Consider the following 20,055-nt stretch of genomic DNA (forward strand, 5'->3'; position numbering starts at 1 on the left):
AGATAAAAATGAGAAAAAAATATTTCTTCATAGTTTTCCACAATTTTTTCTCTATTAAATTTGCTATTTTCCCACACGATACTTGTTTTCAGCTCTTTTTTCAAAAACACAAAACTTAGTATTCCACAGTTTCCACAACACAATATGTAGTGTTTGTTGTTTGACTTTTTTACTAAGAGTTTTATACTATCTATTATAGATAATAAGAATGTGTTAGAGGAGGCACTCACCATGAACGTAAAAATCTTTTCTAAAAATAATTGTATGCAATGTAAGATGGTCAAACGGTTTTTAACAGAAAATCAAATTGCTTTTGAAGAAGTCAATATCGATGAACAGCCTGAAGCAGTAGACTGGTTGAAAGCACAAGGATTCCAAAGTGTTCCTGTCATTACTTCTGATGCAGAAACAGTTATCGGATTCCGTCCTGATCAGTTGCGTAAACTTGCCAGCTAACATGACTAAAAGAATCAAAACGTGATACATGGATTTGAAGGGCTTGAGACAGCACCAGTTTTTGTCGCAAACTTCCAAATCCTTTTTTAAAGCTTAAAAACAATGCAATGATTTGCAATCAAGCATCATCAAATACGAAATGAAGGTTGGGCGTACGTATGAGTCTTAAAAATTTACAAGATGTCAGTTATTTCAAGCTGAATAATGAAATCAATCGGCCAGTCAATGGTCAAATCCCTTTGAATAAGGATAAAGAAGCTTTAGTTGCCTTTTTTGAGGAAAATGTCAAACCAAATACGATGACTTTTCTATCTATTATGGAAAAAATCAATTACTTGATCGATCAAGAATATATAGAAGCAGAATTCATTCAATTGTATTCACCATCATTTATTGAAAAGCTATATCAATTTTTGGACGAGCAACATTTTTCTTTCAAATCTTTTATGGCTGCTTACAAATTTTATTCTCAATATGCGTTGAAAACCAACGACGGTTCCGCTTATCTGGAAACTTATGAAGATCGAGTAGCCTTCAATGCGCTTTACTTTGCGAACGGGGATGAAGAATTAGCACTTGCTCTTGCAGACGAAATGATCCATCAACGATATCAGCCAGCTACACCTTCTTTCTTGAATGCTGGACGTAAACGTCGGGGCGAATTGGTGTCTTGTTTCTTGACTCAAGTCACTGACGATATGAACTCTATCGGGCGCTCAATCAACTCTGCTTTGCAATTGTCCCGTATTGGTGGCGGCGTAGGGATTACTTTATCAAATCTTCGTGAAGCCGGCGCTCCTATCAAAGGATATGAGGGTGCTGCAAGTGGTGTCGTTCCAGTCATGAAATTATTCGAAGATAGTTTCAGCTATTCTAATCAATTAGGTCAGCGTCAAGGAGCTGGCGTGGTTTATTTGAACGTTTTCCATCCAGACATTATTGCTTTCCTTTCAGCAAAAAAAGAAAATGCAGATGAAAAGATTCGCGTAAAAACTCTTTCTCTTGGCGTGATCGTACCTGATAAATTTTATGAATTGACACGTAAAAACGAAGATATGTATTTATTTAGTCCATATAGTGTCGAAAAAGAATATGGTGTCCCATTCTCTTATGTAAATATTACAGCTGAGTATGATCATCTAGTTGCAAATCCAAACATTCGCAAACAAAAAATCAAAGCGCGTGATCTTGAAAATGAAATCTCAAAATTACAACAAGAATCTGGCTATCCTTACGTAATCAATATTGATACAGCGAACCGCGAGAATCCAATCGATGGCAAGATCATCATGAGTAATTTATGTTCAGAGATTTTACAAGTTCAAACGCCTTCTGTGATTAACGGCAAACAGGAATATGAAGTATTAGGAACGGATATCTCATGTAACTTAGGCTCGACAAATATCGTGAATTTGATGCAAAGCCCTAACTTTGGTCAATCTGTGCGTACGATGACTCGTGCATTGACATTTATTACAGATGCATCTGATATCGATGTCGTACCACCGATCCAAAACGGAAATAAGCTGAATCATACGATTGGATTAGGTGCCATGGGCTTACACACTTATCTTGCAAAAGAACAAATGGAATATGGCTCAGAGGATTCATTAGACTTTACAAATATTTACTTCATGCTGTTGAATTATTGGACACTTGTTGAAAGCAACAATATCGCTCGTGAAAGAAAACAAGTTTTCCATAATTTTGAAAAATCAGCTTATGCTGACGGCACTTATTTCGAAAAATACGTAACTGGAGAATTCCAGCCAAAATCAGAAAAAGTCAAAGCATTGTTTGAAGGCATTTTTATCCCAACTGCTGAAGATTGGAATGCTTTGAAACAAGCAGTAATGAAAGATGGACTGTATCATCAAAATCGCTTGGCAGTAGCACCAAATGGCTCAATTTCATATATCAACGATACGAGTGCAAGTATTCATCCTATCACTCGCATGATCGAAGAACGCCAAGAGAAGAAAATCGGTAAAATTTATTACCCAGCGCCTTATCTATCCAATGAGACGATTCCGTATTACACTTCTGCTTATGATATGGACATGCGTAAAGTAATCGATGTTTATGCAATGGCACAACAACACGTCGATCAAGGCATGAGTTTGACTTTATTCATGCGTTCTGAAATCCCAGAAGGCATTTATGAATGGAAGACAACAACGAAGCAAACGACACGTGATTTGAATATTTTAAGACATTACGCTTTCCACAAAGGAATCAAATCCATTTATTACGTACGTACCTTTACTGATGATGCAGAAGAAATCGGAAGCAATCAATGTGAAAGCTGCGTGATCTAATATCATAGATAGATTCGCTTATTCATATTTTAATTAAAGGAGCATTCTCATGTCAGAAACATATTATGAAGCAATAAACTGGAATGAAATTGAAGATATCATTGATAAATCCACTTGGGAGAAGCTGACAGAGCAATTTTGGCTAGATACACGTATCCCACTTTCAAATGACCTAGATGATTGGCGTACATTGTCTCAATTGGAAAAAGATACAGTAGGACATGTATTTGGCGGTTTGACACTGCTAGATACTGTCCAATCTGAAAGTGGCATGGATCAGTTGCGTAAAGATGTCCGCACTCCCCATGAAGAAGCCGTTTTGAACAATATTCAATTCATGGAATCCGTTCATGCCAAAAGTTATTCTTCTATTTTTAGTACACTGAATACGAAAAAAGAAATCGAAGAAATTTTTGACTGGACAAATACGAATCCTTATCTGCAAAAAAAAGCTGAGCGTATCAATGAAATCTACAAACACGGTACACCGCTAGAAAAGAAAATTGCCAGCGTCTTTTTAGAAACATTCTTGTTCTATTCAGGTTTTTATACTCCTCTTTATTATTTAGGAAACAACAAATTGGCTAACGTAGCAGAGATCATCAAACTAATCATCCGAGATGAATCTGTACATGGAACCTACATCGGTTACAAATTCCAATTAGGATTCAACGAGTTACCTGAAGCAGAACAAGAAACGTTAAAAGACTGGATGTACAATCTTCTTTATGAGCTTTACGAAAACGAAGAACGTTATACAGAAGAATTATACGATCCAATCGGCTGGACAGAAGAAGTCAAGACATTCCTACGCTATAATGCCAACAAAGCATTGATGAACCTAGGGATGGATCCACTCTTTCCAGATACTGCCAATGATGTCAACCCAATCGTAATGAACGGGATTTCAACAGGCACAAGCAACCATGACTTCTTCTCACAAGTCGGAAACGGCTATTTGTTAGGTCATGTAGAAGCGATGAAAGACGACGATTATTTGATTGGATTGGAATAAGGATTTATTTTAATTCAAAAATTTTTCGAAAAATAAAAAGAGTTTAGCGTACAGATATTTTAAATGTACACTGAACTCTTTTTTATGCTTATTCACTTGTTTCTTCCAGCACTTTTGGACTGTCTAACTTTTCCGAAACATGTTCCATTCTTCTCAATAAATAGATTTTCCGGATATTTAATATTATCGTCTTAATCACTGCATAGACAGGTATGCAAATCAGCATGCCTAATATTCCTGCGACACTTCCTGCTCCAATCAATACCAAGATGATCGTCAAAGGATGGATATTCATTGATTTCCCAAATAACAACGGCTTGATCAAATTTCCATCTAATTGTTGGATCACTAAAATCGACAACGCCATATACAAAGCTTGAAATGGAGAGATAAACAAACCGACAATGATTGCTGGTACCGCTCCAATAAAAGGGCCGACATACGGGATAATATTCGTGATTCCGCAAATGACCGCAAGCAACAAGCTATAAGGCTGATCGAATATTCTCATTGCCAAAAAGCTCATTACACCAATAATCAAAGCATCTAAGATCGTACTGCTGATATAGGCAGATAATGTTTCGTTTAATTCTTTTACCGTTTGGCGTAACTCTTTACGAATCGCTTTCGGAAAGAAGTGAGACAACGCATCAATAAATTTGTGCCCATCCTTGAACATAAATAGCAAAATAAATGGAACGGTAAATAACAAAATAAAAAATTGCATCATAAATGAAATGATTTTTGAGACACTTGCAGATAAACTGACTAATATGATATTGAACAAATTACTAAGAGATAAATTTGCTGATGCTAATTGTTCTTCCAAATTGAAATTTTTAAACTCTTCCCGCTGCGCCAATTCATTTAACCATTTGCTTGTTTCATCTGCATACATTGGCAAGCTCTGGGTCAATTGAATTGTCTGTTCCATTAACTGAGGCACTACATTCATGACAGTTAAAACAACTAAAATGATTACGACCAAAAACGTCAATAAAAAACCGAACACTCTCGGGATCCGATGCTTTTCGAGAAAAACAACGATTGGATCGAACATATAATAGATAAAACCAGCAACAAGCAATGGTAAAAAAACTGCCGAAAGCATTTTCAATATTGGACTAAAAATATTCGGCATTTGTAAAATAAAGTACACGCCGATGATCGTGAGTACTAGCTCCACTGTCCAGAAAAATAATTTTGATTGTTTAAAACGTGATTGCATACATCTCCTCCAAGGTCCTTTGATACTTCTATTCTATCATTTAACAAAGAGTTACGCGCTGAGATTTTCATTTGCTTAAAAAAAACAAAAAAAATAAACATATTTTAATGAGTAGACGAGTACTTAAACAAAAACACGGTTTGGAGTAGTGACAAAAATTATACTGCAGTCCCTTTTTCCAAATAAACGGTGTTCAAAAGCTTGCATCTTCGTAATAAGCCCAGCCAAACGAAAAATATAAGGAACTATTTTTATTTGGCTGGGCTTATTACTTGATGTAGGACATCTATTTTACAACCTCAGATCATTTATTGCGCAATACTGACTAAATGCAACTTTGTGATATTTTTGTGTACGGACAACTCCTCGATCACATCGGCATAAGTGAGCCCTTTTGGAAGATCAATCGTATAGATATTTTTGTACACTCGGTAGTCATCAACGAATTTTACGTCAAAATTCACATCTTCGATTACGATATTTTTCTCTTCAAAATAATCGGTAAGAAAATCTTTGGTTTCTTTTCTATGGATAAATTGGATTTCTAACTTTTTAGTCGTAGGTACATGGATCACGCGTTTCACTACTGTGAGTGCAATAGCAATCCCGATAAAACTGATGATCGCAATGGAATAGTAACCCATGCCGATGGCGATCCCTAATCCAGCAATTGCCCATAAAGAAGCGGCAGTCGTAAGTCCCGTCACCGATTGTTTCGTGACGATGATCGTTCCCGCGCCTAAGAAACCGACACCACTCACCACTTGAGCAATCAGCCTTGCTTCATCTGAACGAATCGTTCCAGCAAGCTGTGGATACTCTAAAGCATCTCTTAATGCACCACTAGCGATCTCAACTTGGATCAATGCAATGATACATGCTCCCATACAAACTAAAATATGCGTACGCATACCTGCTGGACGATTTTTATATTGTCGTTCAAAACCGATTGCTCCGCCAAATAGCATAGCGATCCCTAAACGTAAAATAATCTCTGGAATTGTCAATACCATATCATTCATCTAAACACCCTCCAGTCCAATATATCATGTCTGAAAGGAGCAGACAAAAAAAGTGCAATTTTTACCTCTTACGAAAAAAGGACTGTGACAAAATTTTTGTCATAGTCCTTTTTATGAATAAACGGTGTTCAATCAGCTGACCCTCGGTATTACTCAACAAACGGCAAAATATGGGGAGCTATTTTTCCTTTGTCTTCTCTAATACTCAGGTCAAAACGCTGATTTCACAACCTCTTTAGCCTACTATTGAAAATTACAACTTACTTGCTGCTTCTTCATCGATGATCACAACAACATTGTCGTGATTTTGCAATACACTTGCTGGCAAATGATTCGTTACAGGTCCTTCAATCATCCCTTTGATTGCATCAGCTTTGCTTTCGCCAAATGCCATCAAGACGATTTCTTTACTTTTCATAATTGAACCGATTCCCATTGAAACAGCTTTTGTTGGTACATCTTCTGCTTTATCGAAGAATCGTTTGTTTGCATTGATTGTTGATTCTGTTAAGTCAACTACTGAAGTCGTTCCGTCAAATGAAGCACCAGGTTCATTGAAACCGATATGTCCATTTTGCCCGATTCCTAAGATTTGGATATCGATTGGATGTGCATCGATGATTTGATCATACTTTTTGCATGCTGCTTCCAGATCTTCTGCTTTTCCATCTGGTACAAACGTTTCTTTGAATGGTTTTTTATCAAATAATTGGACATCCATGAAATGACGGTAGCTTTGTTCATCTGAACCGCCTAGTCCAACGTACTCATCTAAGTTTACAGAAGTCATTTCACTGAAATCCAAATCGCTTGAAGTCATTTCTTTATATAAAGTAACTGGTGTGCTTCCTGTTGCCAATCCTAATACTTTTGCACCTTTGTTCATACCTTCTTTGATGATTTCAAATGCTTTTTTTCCGCCTTCTTCAGCGTTTTTTACACGAATGATTTCCATAGTGATTGCTCCTTTATATTTTGGTATAGCCCAATTATAGCATTCTTTTTTTCTTTTTACAATAATTAGTATAGACCAAATTGCATTTTTTTCATTTTCTTGACAATAAATAGGAATCCGTGTTAGGTTTCATAAGATGGTTCAATCAAACAATCCATGTTGCATGAAAACCAAGCAAGTGATTCACTGTGGACGCTTTATGTCTGCAGTTTTTTTATGAAAAAGGAGTTATTATGAGTATACTGACATTAAACAACATTACCCAGCAATTTGGCGACAAAATCCTCTATGAAGGTGTCGATCTGCAATTAAATGCTGGCGAACATCTTGGGCTGATTGGACAAAACGGAGCCGGTAAAAGTACATTGATTAAAATCATCACTGGTGAGATCTTACCAGATGACGGACAGATCCATTGGCAAAAAAATATTCACAAAGGTTACCTCGATCAATATGTGGAAGTCGATGAAACATTAACAATCGAAGAATTTCTAAAAACTGCGTACGCAAAAGAATACGAAAAGGAAGAAAAAATTGCTTTTCTTTACCAAACATATAGCGAGACCTTCGATGATTCCTTGCTGGAAAAAGCTGGGAAACTCCAAACGGAATTAGACCAAGGAGTGTTTTATCAAATCGACACCTTAGTTGCTGAGATGAGCAGCGGGTTGGGGATCGATGTCTTAGGTTTAGATTCACTGTTGAAAAATCTAAGTGGTGGACAACGTTCAAAGGTGATTTTAGCAAAACTACTTTTAGAAAACCCAGATGTTCTGATCTTAGATGAACCAACCAATCACTTAGATGATCAGCATATCCAATGGCTGACGCAGTTTCTTCAGGATTTTGACGGTGCGTATATCGTGATTTCCCATGACCAAGAATTTCTTGATCAGATCACCACCCATATCGCAGACATCGAGTTTGGAAAGATTACTAAGTATACTGGCCATCTAAAACAAGCATTGAAACAAAAGGAACAAAATCGCGAAAGCTATTTGCGCCAATATCATGCTCAACAAAAACAAATCGAAAAGACCGAAGCTTATATTCGAAAATACAAAGCCGGTTCCCGATCAACGATGGCAAAAAGCCGACAAAAACAATTAGATAAAATCGAACGGCTGACGCCTCCAGCTTCAGCAAGTAAAGCTGTCTTTGATTTTCCATTCTCGCCTATTGTCACGACATTAGCAGTGGAAACAACTGATTTAGTCATCGGATATGATCGACCGCTACTTGCACCCATCAATTTGACCATCCGCTTTGGTGAAAATATTGCCATTCGAGGCTTCAACGGGATTGGAAAATCTACTTTATTAAAAACACTGATCGGTGAGATTGAAAAAATAAGTGGCGATTTCCACTTCCCAGATAACACAAAAATCAATTACTTTTCACAAGATCTGTACTGGGAAAATCCATTAGAAACACCACTACAATATTTAAGCAGTCAATTTCCAAAAGCGACTATCAAAGAATTACGTCGCCAACTAGCTAAAGCAGGGTTAGTTAATCAATTAGCAAGTGAACCTCTCACTACATTAAGTGGTGGGGAACAAACTAAGGTGAAACTTGCACAGTTGACAATGAACCAAGGTAATTTACTGATTCTCGATGAACCGACGAACCATATCGATCAAGAAACGAAAGAAAGCTTACAAGACGGGATACAGAAATTTCCAGGAACAGTAATCATCGTCTCTCATGAACAAGAATTTTATCAAGATCTTGTGCAACGAGTCATTGAGATTGAACCAAAATAAACGTTTGATTGAATAGTTGAAAAAAAGGAGCTGTGACAAAAGTTTTGTCACAACTCCTTCTTCTGAATAAATGGTGGCCAATTAGCTGACCTTCGGTATTAGCTCAAAAAACGGCAAAATATGAGGAGCTATTTTTATTTGGCTATTCTTATTACTTGATGCAGAACAGCTTTTCACAACCTCTTTTCGTCTATTTTTTATTTTCGAGATTTCTCTTTCCTTTAAAAACAACTGTTTGAAAGAAGAACGCACATCCTTGAAAAACAAGCCCGCTAACCGTTACACCTAACCAGCCATACTGCTGCCACATTGTCGTCCCTAGCAATGAACCAGCCGCACCTCCAATAAAGTACATAAACATAAATACAGTATTATTTCGGTTGCTTGCTGCTTCACCTAGCCCTTGTACTCGTGTTTGATTGGCGACTTGACCAAATTGATTCCCGACGTCTAATAAAATAATAGCTAAAAGCAAAATGGCCAAATGGCTTCCGCCAACCAATAAAGCAATAAAGCTTATTGTTTGCATAACAAGTCCCATATACACGATTTTTCTTTCAGAATAAGAATCTGCCAGTCGTCCCACGATAGGTGCAGCAACTGCTCCAGACAAACCAAAAATCGCTAATATCCCTGCTTCGAATGTTCCCCAATTGTAGGCGGGACTGCTGATATAAAAAATCAACGTAGACCAAAAGATCGAAAATGTTCCAAACATGAAAAATCCACTGACTGCCGCTTCTCTTAATAGACGTTGAGAAGCAACTAAATGCGGCAAACTTTTAAGTGAATCAAGGTATGAAACAGCTGTACTACTTTGCTGGACAGAACGCGGCATTTTCCAGTAAAGCAGAAGTGTAAGAATTCCGACTGCACATAAAGCAAATAAATAGATCATCCGCCAAGAAAAAAGACTGGCAACAATACCAGATACCGTCCGAGAAAGCAAAATCCCCACGAGTAAACCGCTAAGCAATGTACCCATGACCTTCCCTCTTGCTTTTGGTCCCGCTAGTACCGCACCGTAAGGAATGATGATTTGCGGCACGATCGAAAGTAATCCTATTAAAAAAGAAGCGCATGCAAATAACGTAAACGAAGGCGCAAAAAAAGCGGCCAACAGAGAGACGGCAGATAACGCTGCCATTCGAATGATCAATTTTGGACGATCCACCACGTCCCCTAAAGGAACTAAAAACAGTAACCCTAACGCATAGCCTAATTGGGTCAACATCGTCAATATCCCGACTGCACTTGTGCTAACAGATAAACTAGCTGCTACTTTTGTTCCAATCGGCTGGATGTAATACATATTGGCAACAACAACGCCACAAGTGATTGATAATAGTAAAATAAGCGAAGTTGTTAAAGGTTTTTTTTCATTACTCTTCATTGATTTCCCCCATTTCCTATCTTAGTTTACAACTTATGGAAAAGATTGGAAATAGAAAAATACAACTATTCGCCACACTTATTATTTGTGCTTTTGTTTTCCTTGTTTTTTCTTGCGATCTTTATAAATGAAGACAACTAACCCTACTAGCACAGTAACACTTGCAACCAACGTGACTGCAGTTTTGTTATATCCGTGAAACAGAGCTTCTCCACCACACGCATACAACACAGACGAAGGGATGACTCCAATCACGATCGACAATATGATTTGCTGTAGAGGCAATTTCATCGCATCTGCAGCAAAATTGACCATAGAAGATGGAATAACCGGTATCATATAGCCTAACATTACACCTATTTTTGGATGTTTCATTTGTCGGATTGCTTGCACCCAATGATTCGTTTCGGTTTTCTTATCTAAAAATTTTAAGCGATGCATAAGGAAAATTGCAGTGATGTTACCAAGAGCATTACCCAAAATGTTGATGATCGCACCTGTCAGTGGTCCAAAGCTCAAACCAGCAATGACTCCAACTACTGAAGTAGGAATACCTGGAACAGCACACATCACCGCTGTCAATACGATCAAGAGTATCGATGCAAAAGTCCCATGCGAACGAATATGTGCGAGTAGCTCTGCCTTACTCGCTCTCGGATTTAAAAATAATTGGATGTCTGTCTGATATTCTAAATACAACCGATAGCCCACTACCAGTATCAGAATGATTCCCAACGAGATCAATATCAATCGGATTATTTGTAAGCGCCCCATAGAACAGTACCTGTACGTCAAATAACCCGACCTATAGAATAGAATCGGGAATGTTTGGCGTTTTTAGTTACGAGAAAAATGTTGTTGTACATCCTTGTTCCAAGGCAACAGTTGATCTAAAGTTTCTGCTGAAAGTACGGGAAGATTTGGTATCTTATCAAATAGAAACTCTAGATACTTTACAGGATTCAATCCGTTAAGTTCTGCTGTTTTATATACACTCAGAATGATTCCTGAAGTTCGTGCTCCTTCAAGACTTGTGGAATGCAACCAATTTTTCCGTCCTATCACCAGCTCTTTGATATTTCGCTCCGCACGATTATTTGTGAGTTCTAAACGACCATCTTCAAAAATAGGTTCAAAACCACTTCGTAGTTTACACGCATATTGAACGGCTGCATCCAACTTGGATTTTGCAACAGGATCTATCGTTGCCATCCACTCATAAAAAGCAATAAATAATGGACGCAGTTCTTGTTGCCGACAGCTTAATCGCTTCTCAGGAGAAAAGTCTTTCCATTTCTTTTCTAGGACAAACCATTTATCCAATTGTTTGACTGCTTGAGCTGCGGGAATATCCGTGTTTTTCTTTCCTTTTGGAATTGCTTCGAAAAATTTCCGCCGAACATGCGCGAAACAATAGACAAGTCGTACACTTTCCACGGCATTATACCCGCTATAGCCGTCACAGTGTAAATACCCTGTAAACTCCTTGAGAAAAGTTTTCGGAACATCTCCAGCACGACTTTCGTCGTGGTGATAATAAACGATGGGATGCTGACTGTCTTTTCCTGTACAAAACTGCCAGTAATAGGTATCTGTTTTGGCACTTTCAATCACACGATAACTTGTTTCATCCCCGTGTAGAATCTCTTCTTGATTAAGATAGACTCTTAATCGTTCTCCTAAAGGGTCTAACGCGTTTTGCACTGCTTTAATATGCCAATTGGTGATATTATCTCTCGAAATATCCAACCCATGTGTTTGTTTCCAATAGTTCTCTTGCCGATAGGCAGGAACTTTCTGACCAAATTTCATCCGGATCGTTTCCGCCACTAAACTATTGGAACCTAAGCTATTAGAAATCAAAGGTTTAGGAACGATCGCTTTTTTAAAAGAAGAAAGTCCTTCTTTTTCGCAGCTTTTACAACAATAGGTATGTTGATAATGGGTGAGACAATCCAACATAGCCTGATGGAAACGAATTTCTTCTCGTACTTTTGTCCGTCCGATATCTTTCATCTGTGAACCGCAATGTTCACAAAATTGTTCTTCCAAAGGAAGGAGATGTTCTTTCTCTGTTATAGGTAAGTGTTTGATTTTGTCTGCTTTCGTTCCTACAACTCGTTGATGTCCTTTTACTGGAATAATGGTGGCAGCTGCTTCTGGAACACTTACAGAAATTTCTTCATCACTAAAAAGATTCAATTGCCCATTCGTTTCCTCAAAGAGAGTCTCTTTAGAGCGTCCAAATAATTTGTTGGTTAAATAATTGACCTTTTCATTCAATAGTTGGATTTCAGTTGTAAGATTCTGAATGGTTTGTTGTTGTGCTTGATTGGTTTTATGGGCTTCTTGAAGCAACTGAAGCAACGTATCTGTAGTTTCCAAAATTTTTCACCACCTTGAATCGAACTGATTTTGTTACAGAATACCACAAGAAACGCACAAGAAATAGGGGTTCAACACATTTTTTGTGTTAACCCCCCAGCTTAAAAAACTCCTTTTTTTCCTGGCAAAATAGCTCGAGGTTGATCGATACTTAATCCTTCTAACAACCATCGAACCTGTTGGTTCGTTAAGGTTCGAACTTCGTCTTTCGTCCGAGGCCATTTTAACTTGCCGTTTTCTATCCGCTTATAACAGAGAAGAAAACCATCACCGTCCCAATAGAGAAGTTTGAAACGGTCTTGACGGTTCCCGCAAAATAAAAAAACGGCATCTTCGTAAAGCTCGAGTTGATACTCTTGTTGAATAAGACTGGCAAGACCATCAATTCCTTTTCGCAAATCTGTTTTTCCGCACACAATATAAATATGTTTGGTTTGAAGTAAATCATAAAGCATTGGACAACAGTTCTTTCAAAATAGCTTGAAGAATATAATTGTTAATACCGTTATAGATCAAAACTTCAGAACCATTCTCTCTTTTGATGCGCATCGCTAACTTGGCAGCCGCGGGTTTACCTTTTTCTGGTGCACTCTTTTCGTTTCCTAATTGGACAGGAACAATCTCATTTAATTTATACATAGAAAACCTCCAGACTTCTTGATAGCTCAAGTATATCTTGAGGTGCATTTGTTAGTAAGGTACTGTTCTATGGGGCGCTTACGATTATTTTCTTTTTCATATTTCCTCCTGAAAAAAATCTATATTCATTAAATAATAGTTTAACATAAAAACAAAAAAGCACCGAAATCCAACATAGGATCTCAGTGCTTTTAAATAGTAAAAATTATTTAACAGTTACAGATGCGCCAACTTCTTCAAGTTTAGCTTTCAATTCTTCAGCTTCTTCTTTAGATACGCCTTCTTTAACTGGTGCAGGAGCGCCATCAACTACAGCTTTAGCTTCTTTCAAGCCTAAACCAGTTGCTTCACGAACTGCTTTGATAACTTTAACTTTTTGGTCTCCAGCTGCAGTTAATTCTACAGTGAATTCTGTTTGTTCTTCAGCAGCAGCAGCGCCACCAGCAGCAGCTACAGCTACAGGAGCAGCAGCAGATACGCCAAATTCTTCTTCAATAGCTTTAACTAGGTCGTTAAGTTCTAGGATAGTTGCTTCTTTTAACTCAGCAACGATGTTTTCAATGTTCAATGCCATTATAATTTCCTCCGTTTAATTGTTCTTTTTTATTTAATGCTTTATGCGGCAATTAAGCTGCATCTCCATCTTCTTTGTCTGCCACTGCTTTGACAGCGTAAGCCACGTTGCGGACTGGCGCTTGTAGTACAGATAGCAACATAGATAGAAGTCCTTCGCGATTTGGCAATTTTGCCAATGCTGTGATTTCTTCCAATGAAGAGACTTTACCTTCGATGATACCGCCTTTGATTTCTAATGCTTTTGCTTCTTTAGCAAATTCGTCCATGATTTTCGCTGGTGCGACTACATCTTCGTTACTGAATGCAACAGCTGTAGGTCCAGTGAATACTTCGTCCATGCCTTCAAGGCCAGCTTTTTTAGCTGCACGTGAAAGAATAGAATTTTTGATAACTTTCATTTCTACGTTAGCATCACGAAGTTGTTTACGTAAACGTGTTACTTCATCAACTGTTAATCCGCGGTAGTCAACGACTACTACTGATGCAGCTGCTGTAAATTTTTCGCTTACTTCATCAACGATTGCTGCTTTTTTTGCGATAATTGCTTCACTCATTTTTGAGTTTCACCTCCTGAATTTTGATGGAAGAGTTTTTTGCACTGAAAAGGCAAGTCACTTTTATAGTTACTTTGCTCAACCAGTATTATTCATCACCTATTCACTTCGTTCATAGTGATTCTACTCGCTTTGCTCGAAAGGAAACTCCTTTCGCTTTGCTCAACCAGTATTGTTCATCATCTCTTCACTTCGTTCATAGTGATTCACAATAAAAAACTCTATGCCACCGCAGACATAGAGGGACTATTGAATATATTCAATAAACGTCCTCGGTAGGAAATTAAGGCTTGATGCCACCTACTGTCTTCGGTACAAGTTAATTATTAACCTCAACTAGCTTAGCATGCTAAACTAGTTGAGTCAAGAATTATTTTTCAGTTGGATCAATCAACATTCTAATATTTAATTAGAAAGAAGCTTGGTCAACATGGATACCAGGTCCAAATGTTGTTGTGATCGTTACATTTTTCATGTATTGACCTTTAGCTGCTGATGGTTTAGCTTTTAGCAATACATCATGGATTGCTGCAAAGTTTTCAACTAATTTTTCATCGTCAAATGAAACTTTTCCGATTGGTACATGGATATTTCCAGCTTTGTCCACACGGTAAGTTACTTTACCAGCTTTCACTTCGTTTACTGCTTTTGTTACGTCCATTGTAACTGTACCAGTTTTAGGGTTTGGCATTAAGCCTTTTGGTCCTAATACTCGTCCTAGACGACCTACAGTAGCCATCATATCAGGTGTTGCAACAACTACATCAAAGTCAAACCATCCGTTTTGGATTTTTTGAACCATGTCGTCGTCACCTACGAAATCTGCACCAGCTGCTTCAGCTTCTTTTGCTTTGTCTCCTTTAGCAAAAACTAAAACAGTTTGTGTTTTACCAGTTCCGTTTGGTAATACAACAGCACCACGGATTTGTTGGTCTGCTTTTTTAGGGTCTACGTTCAAACGGTATGCAACTTCAACTGTTGCATCAAATTTTGCAATGTTTGTTTCTTTTGCTAAAGCTACTGCTTCGGCAACAGGATAAACTTTACTTGAATCAACTTTTTTTAATGCATCTTGCATTTTTTTGCTCTTTTTAGCCATTTTGGTTCCTCCTTGATTGTGGTTATAACGGTTGTACCTCCCACGTGTTCTATATCTTTCAATATAGAGCCAACTGAGAAGCTGCTGTCTTAGGGTGTATAGATTATTCTACAGTGATCCCCATGCTTCGTGCAGTTCCTTCAACCATGCGCATTGCTGCTTCAACGTTAGCTGCGTTTAGGTCTTCCATTTTTAATTCAGCGATTTCTCTTACTTGATCGCTAGAAACTTTCGCAACTTTATTTTTGTTTGGTTCGCCTGAACCTTTTTCGATTTTAGCTGCTTTTTTCAATAGAACAGCAGCTGGCGGTGTTTTTGTAACGAATGTGAATGAACGGTCTTCGTATACAGAAATAACAACCGGAATGATCAAACCTGCTTGATCAGCTGTACGAGCGTTGAATTCTTTTGTGAATCCCATGATATTGATACCCGCTTGACCTAGTGCAGGACCTACTGGTGGAGCTGGAGTTGCTTTACCTGCAGGAATTTGCAATTTAACGATTTTTTCTACTTTCTTTGCCACGAGACATACCTCCTTAAGTCCGTGATGTGGTTAATTGGAGATGCATATTTCTCCTCCCACGTTTTATCTGATCTGAAAAAATCCAGACAAATAATGTGCAAAACAATGCACACTGGTACAGTATAGCAAATTTATTTGTTTTTTCAAGATTTTTTTCTGCTATTTTTACATTTTGCTTGAATAAACGCTAAATTTATTCTAAAAAAACAACAATTTTTCGTTCTCATTTCTTCTTTTATGTTACACTTGCGCTAGCATGGTTCAACAGATGAAAGCAAACAATAACACGGTTTTTTAGACCCTTGTACAAAGATTCCTACATAACAAAATGAGGTGGAGAAAATGAAAGATTTAAGGTATAGAAGTGTCTTTGATATTATTGGACCTGTGATGATTGGTCCAAGTAGCTCTCACACTGCCGGAGCTGCTAGAATCGGGAAAATCATACGTAGTATATTTGGCGAACAGCCTGATTCTGTAGATATTTATCTATATGAATCATTTGCAAAAACCTATCGGGGGCACGGAACAGATATTGCATTAGTTGGCGGCCTGTTAGGGATGGAACCCGATGATGAACGTTTAGCTGATTCTTTGAAATTGGCATATGAAGCCGGTATGGAAGTCTTGTTTGTTCCTAAGAGTGAAAAAGCCGAACATCCAAACTCTGTAAAGATGCTTCTAAAAAAAGGAACACGAAAGCTTTCAGTCACTGGCATTTCGATCGGCGGTGGCAATATCCAGATTTCTGAATTGAATGGATTCAAAATTTCTTTAAGCATGGGTACTCCTACCTTGATCGTTGTCCACCAAGATGTTCCAGGTATGATTGCTAAAGTGACTAGTATACTTTCTGAGACCAATACGAATATCGGCACTATGACAGTGACACGGGAATCAAAAGGTGAAAATGCCATTATGATAATTGAAGTAGATGATCCTCAAGTAGAAGAAACGGTAAAAAGACTCAAACAGCTGCCAAATATCGACAGCGTAAATTATTTCGATTAAGGAGCTAAAAAAATGTTTTTATCGATTGAAGAATTAGTAGATCAAGCAAAAGCTTATCCAAGTGTAGCAGAATTGATGATTGCAGTTGAAATGGAAATGAGTGGCCGTTCCCGTAGTCACATCATCGAGATCATGGAAAAAAACCTCTCAGTAATGGAACAATCAATCAACGAGGGAAAAGAAGGTGTTACCTCCGTCACAGGAATTACCGGTGGTGATGCAAAAAAATTAGATGATTATTTAAATGAGGCAGACTTTTTAAGTGGAGAAACAATCTTAAAAGCTGTACGCAATGCTGTAGCTGTTAATGAAGTCAATGCAAAAATGGGGTTGATTTGTGCTACACCGACTGCCGGAAGCGCGGGTGTTGTTCCTGGTGTGCTGATGGCTGTCCGAGATCGGCTTGATTTGACACATGAACAGCAATTGGAATTCTTATTTACCGCTGGCGCTTTCGGGTTAGTCATCGCAAACAACGCTTCTATCAGTGGTGCAGAAGGGGGATGTCAAGCAGAAGTTGGTTCTGCAAGTGCAATGGCAGCAGCAGCTTTGGTTTGTGCAAAAAATGGGACTCCTCATCAAGCAGCACAAGCAGTAGCCATTACATTGAAAAATATGATGGGACTGATTTGCGATCCCGTTGCAGGCTTAGTTGAAGTCCCGTGTGTCAAACGTAATGCTTTAGGCTCTTCTCAAGCTTTTATCTCTGCTGATATGGCATTAGCGGGTATCGAAAGTGTCATTCCGCCGGATGAAGTCGTTGCTGCAATGTACCAAGTCGGACGTCAAATGCCGTCGATTTTCAAAGAAACAGCAGAAGGTGGCTTAGCTGTTACGCCAACTGCTAAACGACTTGCGGAAGAGATTTTAAATAAGAGGGCGTGATAAAGCTCCTTAATTTCGAGTATTAAGAGATTAGTTATCTTCATAACAAAAAACGAAGAGAGGACTAATTGCCCTTCTCTTCGTTTTTTATTAATCCATCAATTTCGTATTTTTTACTTCATCGATCGTTTTTGTTCCTGCAAGTTGCATCGTGATCGACAATTCTTTGTTCAGGTGTTCAAAAACAGATGTTACTCCTTCTGCCCCACCTAGATTCAACCCATAAATCACTGGTCGGCCAATCGCAACTAAGTCAGCACCACTTGCCAGAGCTTTGAAGACATGCTCTCCTCGACGGACACCAGAGTCGAAAATCACTGGTACACGTTTGTTGACTACTTCGGCAATTTTTGGCAATACTTCAAAGGACGCAGGACCTCCATCTAGTTGACGTCCACCATGATTGGATACCCAGATACCATCTGCCCCTGCAGAGATAGCGATTACTGCATCTTCTGGCGATTGTATTCCTTTTACGATAACTGGAAGATGGGTGATTTCTTTGATTGTTTTGATGTCATCTGGTGTCAAGCCTTGTTTTGCAGCTGCATAAATTTCTGCGATTCCTTTTCCTTCGCCATTACCACTTGCACTTTGTTCGCTATACGCAGCTAAGTTAGGCATTGGTAATGGAAATTGGAATTGATTGATGACGTCTTCTTCACGGTAACCACCGAGCGTTGAATCTGCCGTTAAAATGATAGCTTTAGCCCCTGCTTCTACTGCTTTGTTCAAAATGAACTCATTGAATCTGTCGTCTTTACTCATATATAATTGGAAAAACTGCGGTGCGCCTGGCGCTGCATCGGCTGCGTCTTTGATTGTCGTATTTGCATAAGTGCTGATGGAAAAGATTGATCCAGCAGCAGCTACTCCTTTAGCTGTATCAGCTTCCCCTTTTTCATGTGCCAATCCTTGGGCCGCTGATGGCGCTTGGATAATCGGTGTATCTAATTCAATTCCGAAAACAGATGTATGCAAATCGGCTGAGTCGATTCCGCGTAATATCCGTGGCATGATTTTCTTTGTATTAAAAGAAGTCGTATTTTCTTTCATCGTCCACTCATCTTCAGAACCACCGCGAATATAGCCAAAAGCTCCTGCTTCCATGCGCTCTTTTACACGACCTTCTAGTTAGGCAATGTTTACAATATCGATTGGATGTTCTTCATTACTTGTATGATAAGTCATAGTAGATCCTTCTTTCATCTTCTTGATTACATATAAATCATACTAAACTTACAAAAAGTAAGCAAACATTTACTCTCAGATACTTTTATCGCTATTCTTTCCAAATAAATCGACTTACAAGCTGATCTACTTCTTGGTTTTCATGAAGCATACTATGAGAGGCATTTTCACCTGTCACTACTTTTTCCTCTATTTCATTTCCGCGTTGCTTCAACAACGCATAGACCGCTAATGCACTGTTTAACGGTACTGTTCCATCACTCAAGTCTGTTTCATCTAGTTGACCAGCAATCAAGAAAAATCGAGTGGTTATAGGAATATTACCGATCATTTGCTGGTAATCTTGATAGCGGTTAGAAACGACAGCAGGCCCCTTTGCTAACTCATCTGTCAGAGACTGCGCACTATCATCGACAAAATCATTAAAAGGCGCGCCAATTGCTGTTAATGTCTGAACTTGTGGCAATGACGTATCCTGTCCATACGTTCCTAAATAGCGTAGTGCACTAACTCCTCCCATGGAATGCCCCACTATGTTGACTTTATCTATGCCGTAGTTTTCTTTCAGATACAAAAGACAAGTTTTGATCCATTCTGCTTGATTCCACTCGTTATTTTTATTATCTTCAAACAATACTTGGACCATCGGATTGTCTGCTTTTCCAGACAAATCTCCTGTTGCTTGTATTTGTCCATCTGTTCCTACTGTTAAAACCAATTCTTTTACTGCTTGCTGATTTTTTTCCAAACGCCGCAACATCCCTTTAAAGGAATTTTCTGTCCCGCTGTAGCCGTGGAAAAAAAGTGTTGGAATAGTGGTTTTTTCTATCACTTTACTGGATTCTGCCGTTTTTTCTTTATCAGAAACTTCAGTAGTATTTATCTTCGTCGTCTGGCAACCACTTAACGCAAACAAACTGATAAGGACTAAAGCTGCTGCAGTTGCACGTTTGCATAAATTTTTGATTGGTTCTGTCATACACCTCTTCCTTTCCATATAGAAAAAAGAAAGACTTGAAAGGCCAATCATATGATC

General features: G+C 38.4%; 19 protein-coding genes, 1 pseudogene and 1 other annotated feature. Of the genes and pseudogenes, 6 read left to right on the forward strand and 14 right to left on the reverse strand.

Features of this window, described 5'->3' with window-relative positions:
• Positions 1–231: 231 nt before the first annotated feature.
• From nrdH to nrdF, 3 genes are all read left to right on the forward strand, one after another.
• The gene (nrdH, locus tag ACIFUW_RS11690) at positions 232–456 is read left to right on the forward strand and encodes a glutaredoxin-like protein NrdH (protein WP_002287795.1); all 225 of its coding nucleotides are present in this window, start codon (positions 232–234) and stop codon (positions 454–456) included.
• A 158-nt stretch (positions 457–614) separates the two neighbouring features.
• Complete coding sequence (nrdE, locus tag ACIFUW_RS11695; protein WP_002303469.1) at positions 615–2,774, forward strand: class 1b ribonucleoside-diphosphate reductase subunit alpha; 2,160 nt, start codon at positions 615–617, stop codon at positions 2,772–2,774.
• A 49-nt stretch (positions 2,775–2,823) separates the two neighbouring features.
• Positions 2,824–3,789 carry a class 1b ribonucleoside-diphosphate reductase subunit beta gene (nrdF, locus tag ACIFUW_RS11700; protein WP_002287792.1) on the forward strand — a complete coding sequence of 322 codons (966 nt, stop codon included), beginning with the start codon at positions 2,824–2,826 and terminating at the stop codon, positions 3,787–3,789.
• An 88-nt stretch (positions 3,790–3,877) separates the two neighbouring features.
• On the opposite strand, the gene ACIFUW_RS11705 is transcribed toward nrdF, so the two are convergent.
• The 3 genes from ACIFUW_RS11705 to nagB form a co-directional block, all read right to left on the reverse strand.
• Positions 3,878–5,017: an AI-2E family transporter gene (locus tag ACIFUW_RS11705; RefSeq protein WP_002294593.1), complete on the reverse strand. Its 1,140-nt coding sequence runs from the start codon at positions 5,015–5,017 to the stop codon at positions 3,878–3,880.
• A gap of 308 nt (positions 5,018–5,325) precedes the next feature.
• Positions 5,326–6,039 carry an MgtC/SapB family protein gene (locus tag ACIFUW_RS11710; protein ID WP_002287788.1) on the reverse strand — a complete coding sequence of 238 codons (714 nt, stop codon included), beginning with the start codon at positions 6,037–6,039 and terminating at the stop codon, positions 5,326–5,328.
• A gap of 253 nt (positions 6,040–6,292) precedes the next feature.
• Entirely contained in the window at positions 6,293–6,994 is a 702-nt protein-coding gene (nagB, locus tag ACIFUW_RS11715; protein ID WP_002287787.1) for a glucosamine-6-phosphate deaminase, read from the reverse strand.
• A gap of 233 nt (positions 6,995–7,227) precedes the next feature.
• On the opposite strand from nagB, the gene ACIFUW_RS11720 reads away from it, so the two are divergent.
• Positions 7,228–8,760 carry an ABC-F family ATP-binding cassette domain-containing protein gene (locus tag ACIFUW_RS11720; RefSeq protein WP_002290558.1) on the forward strand — a complete coding sequence of 511 codons (1,533 nt, stop codon included), beginning with the start codon at positions 7,228–7,230 and terminating at the stop codon, positions 8,758–8,760.
• A gap of 190 nt (positions 8,761–8,950) precedes the next feature.
• Here the strand turns inward: ACIFUW_RS11720 and ACIFUW_RS11725 are convergent, their stop codons facing one another.
• The 9 genes from ACIFUW_RS11725 to rplK all read right to left on the reverse strand — a co-directional run bounded on the left by ACIFUW_RS11725 (position 8,951) and on the right by rplK (position 15,932).
• The gene (locus ACIFUW_RS11725; protein ID WP_002303471.1) at positions 8,951–10,153 is read right to left on the reverse strand and encodes an MFS transporter; all 1,203 of its coding nucleotides are present in this window, start codon (positions 10,151–10,153) and stop codon (positions 8,951–8,953) included.
• A gap of 81 nt (positions 10,154–10,234) precedes the next feature.
• A complete protein-coding gene (locus tag ACIFUW_RS11730) occupies positions 10,235–10,927 on the reverse strand; it encodes a TVP38/TMEM64 family protein (RefSeq protein WP_416080184.1) in 693 nt (230 codons plus the stop codon).
• A gap of 63 nt (positions 10,928–10,990) precedes the next feature.
• Positions 10,991–12,538 (reverse strand): IS66 family transposase, encoded by a 1,548-nt coding sequence (gene tnpC / locus ACIFUW_RS11735; RefSeq protein ID WP_002296127.1) that lies wholly within the window; start codon positions 12,536–12,538, stop codon positions 10,991–10,993.
• Positions 12,539–12,639: 101 nt separating this feature from the next.
• On the reverse strand, positions 12,640–12,993 hold the full coding sequence (tnpB, locus tag ACIFUW_RS11740) for an IS66 family insertion sequence element accessory protein TnpB (protein WP_002287659.1): 354 nt from the start codon (positions 12,991–12,993) through the stop codon (positions 12,640–12,642).
• A complete protein-coding gene (locus tag ACIFUW_RS11745) occupies positions 12,983–13,177 on the reverse strand; it encodes a hypothetical protein (protein WP_002285758.1) in 195 nt (64 codons plus the stop codon). Before ACIFUW_RS11745 ends, tnpB begins: the two co-directional genes overlap by 11 nt.
• A 205-nt stretch (positions 13,178–13,382) precedes the next feature.
• Complete coding sequence (gene rplL, locus ACIFUW_RS11750) at positions 13,383–13,751, reverse strand: 50S ribosomal protein L7/L12 (RefSeq protein ID WP_002294588.1); 369 nt, start codon at positions 13,749–13,751, stop codon at positions 13,383–13,385.
• Positions 13,752–13,803: 52 nt separating this feature from the next.
• Positions 13,804–14,307, reverse strand: coding sequence for a 50S ribosomal protein L10 (rplJ, locus tag ACIFUW_RS11755; RefSeq protein WP_002291634.1), 504 nt, complete (start codon positions 14,305–14,307; stop codon positions 13,804–13,806).
• A 203-nt stretch (positions 14,308–14,510) separates the two neighbouring features.
• Positions 14,511–14,638 (reverse strand) — a sequence feature (ribosomal protein L10 leader region).
• Positions 14,639–14,716: 78 nt separating this feature from the next.
• Positions 14,717–15,406, reverse strand: coding sequence for a 50S ribosomal protein L1 (gene rplA, locus ACIFUW_RS11760; RefSeq protein WP_002294587.1), 690 nt, complete (start codon positions 15,404–15,406; stop codon positions 14,717–14,719).
• A gap of 103 nt (positions 15,407–15,509) precedes the next feature.
• The gene (rplK, locus tag ACIFUW_RS11765; RefSeq protein WP_002291638.1) at positions 15,510–15,932 is read right to left on the reverse strand and encodes a 50S ribosomal protein L11; all 423 of its coding nucleotides are present in this window, start codon (positions 15,930–15,932) and stop codon (positions 15,510–15,512) included.
• A 342-nt stretch (positions 15,933–16,274) separates the two neighbouring features.
• On the opposite strand from rplK, the gene sdaAB reads away from it, so the two are divergent.
• Complete coding sequence (sdaAB, locus tag ACIFUW_RS11770; RefSeq protein WP_002294585.1) at positions 16,275–16,943, forward strand: L-serine ammonia-lyase, iron-sulfur-dependent subunit beta; 669 nt, start codon at positions 16,275–16,277, stop codon at positions 16,941–16,943.
• A gap of 12 nt (positions 16,944–16,955) precedes the next feature.
• Complete coding sequence (sdaAA, locus tag ACIFUW_RS11775; protein ID WP_002294584.1) at positions 16,956–17,828, forward strand: L-serine ammonia-lyase, iron-sulfur-dependent, subunit alpha; 873 nt, start codon at positions 16,956–16,958, stop codon at positions 17,826–17,828.
• A 90-nt stretch (positions 17,829–17,918) separates the two neighbouring features.
• On the opposite strand, the pseudogene ACIFUW_RS11780 reads toward sdaAA, so the two are convergent.
• Positions 17,919–19,019: pseudogene (locus tag ACIFUW_RS11780) on the reverse strand (lactate oxidase).
• Positions 19,020–19,110: 91 nt separating this feature from the next.
• Positions 19,111–19,998: an alpha/beta fold hydrolase gene (locus ACIFUW_RS11785; protein WP_002294581.1), complete on the reverse strand. Its 888-nt coding sequence runs from the start codon at positions 19,996–19,998 to the stop codon at positions 19,111–19,113.
• Between the last annotated feature and the right edge of the window lie 57 nt (positions 19,999–20,055).

The organism is Enterococcus sp. PLH-Efm8 (genome assembly GCF_053011625.1).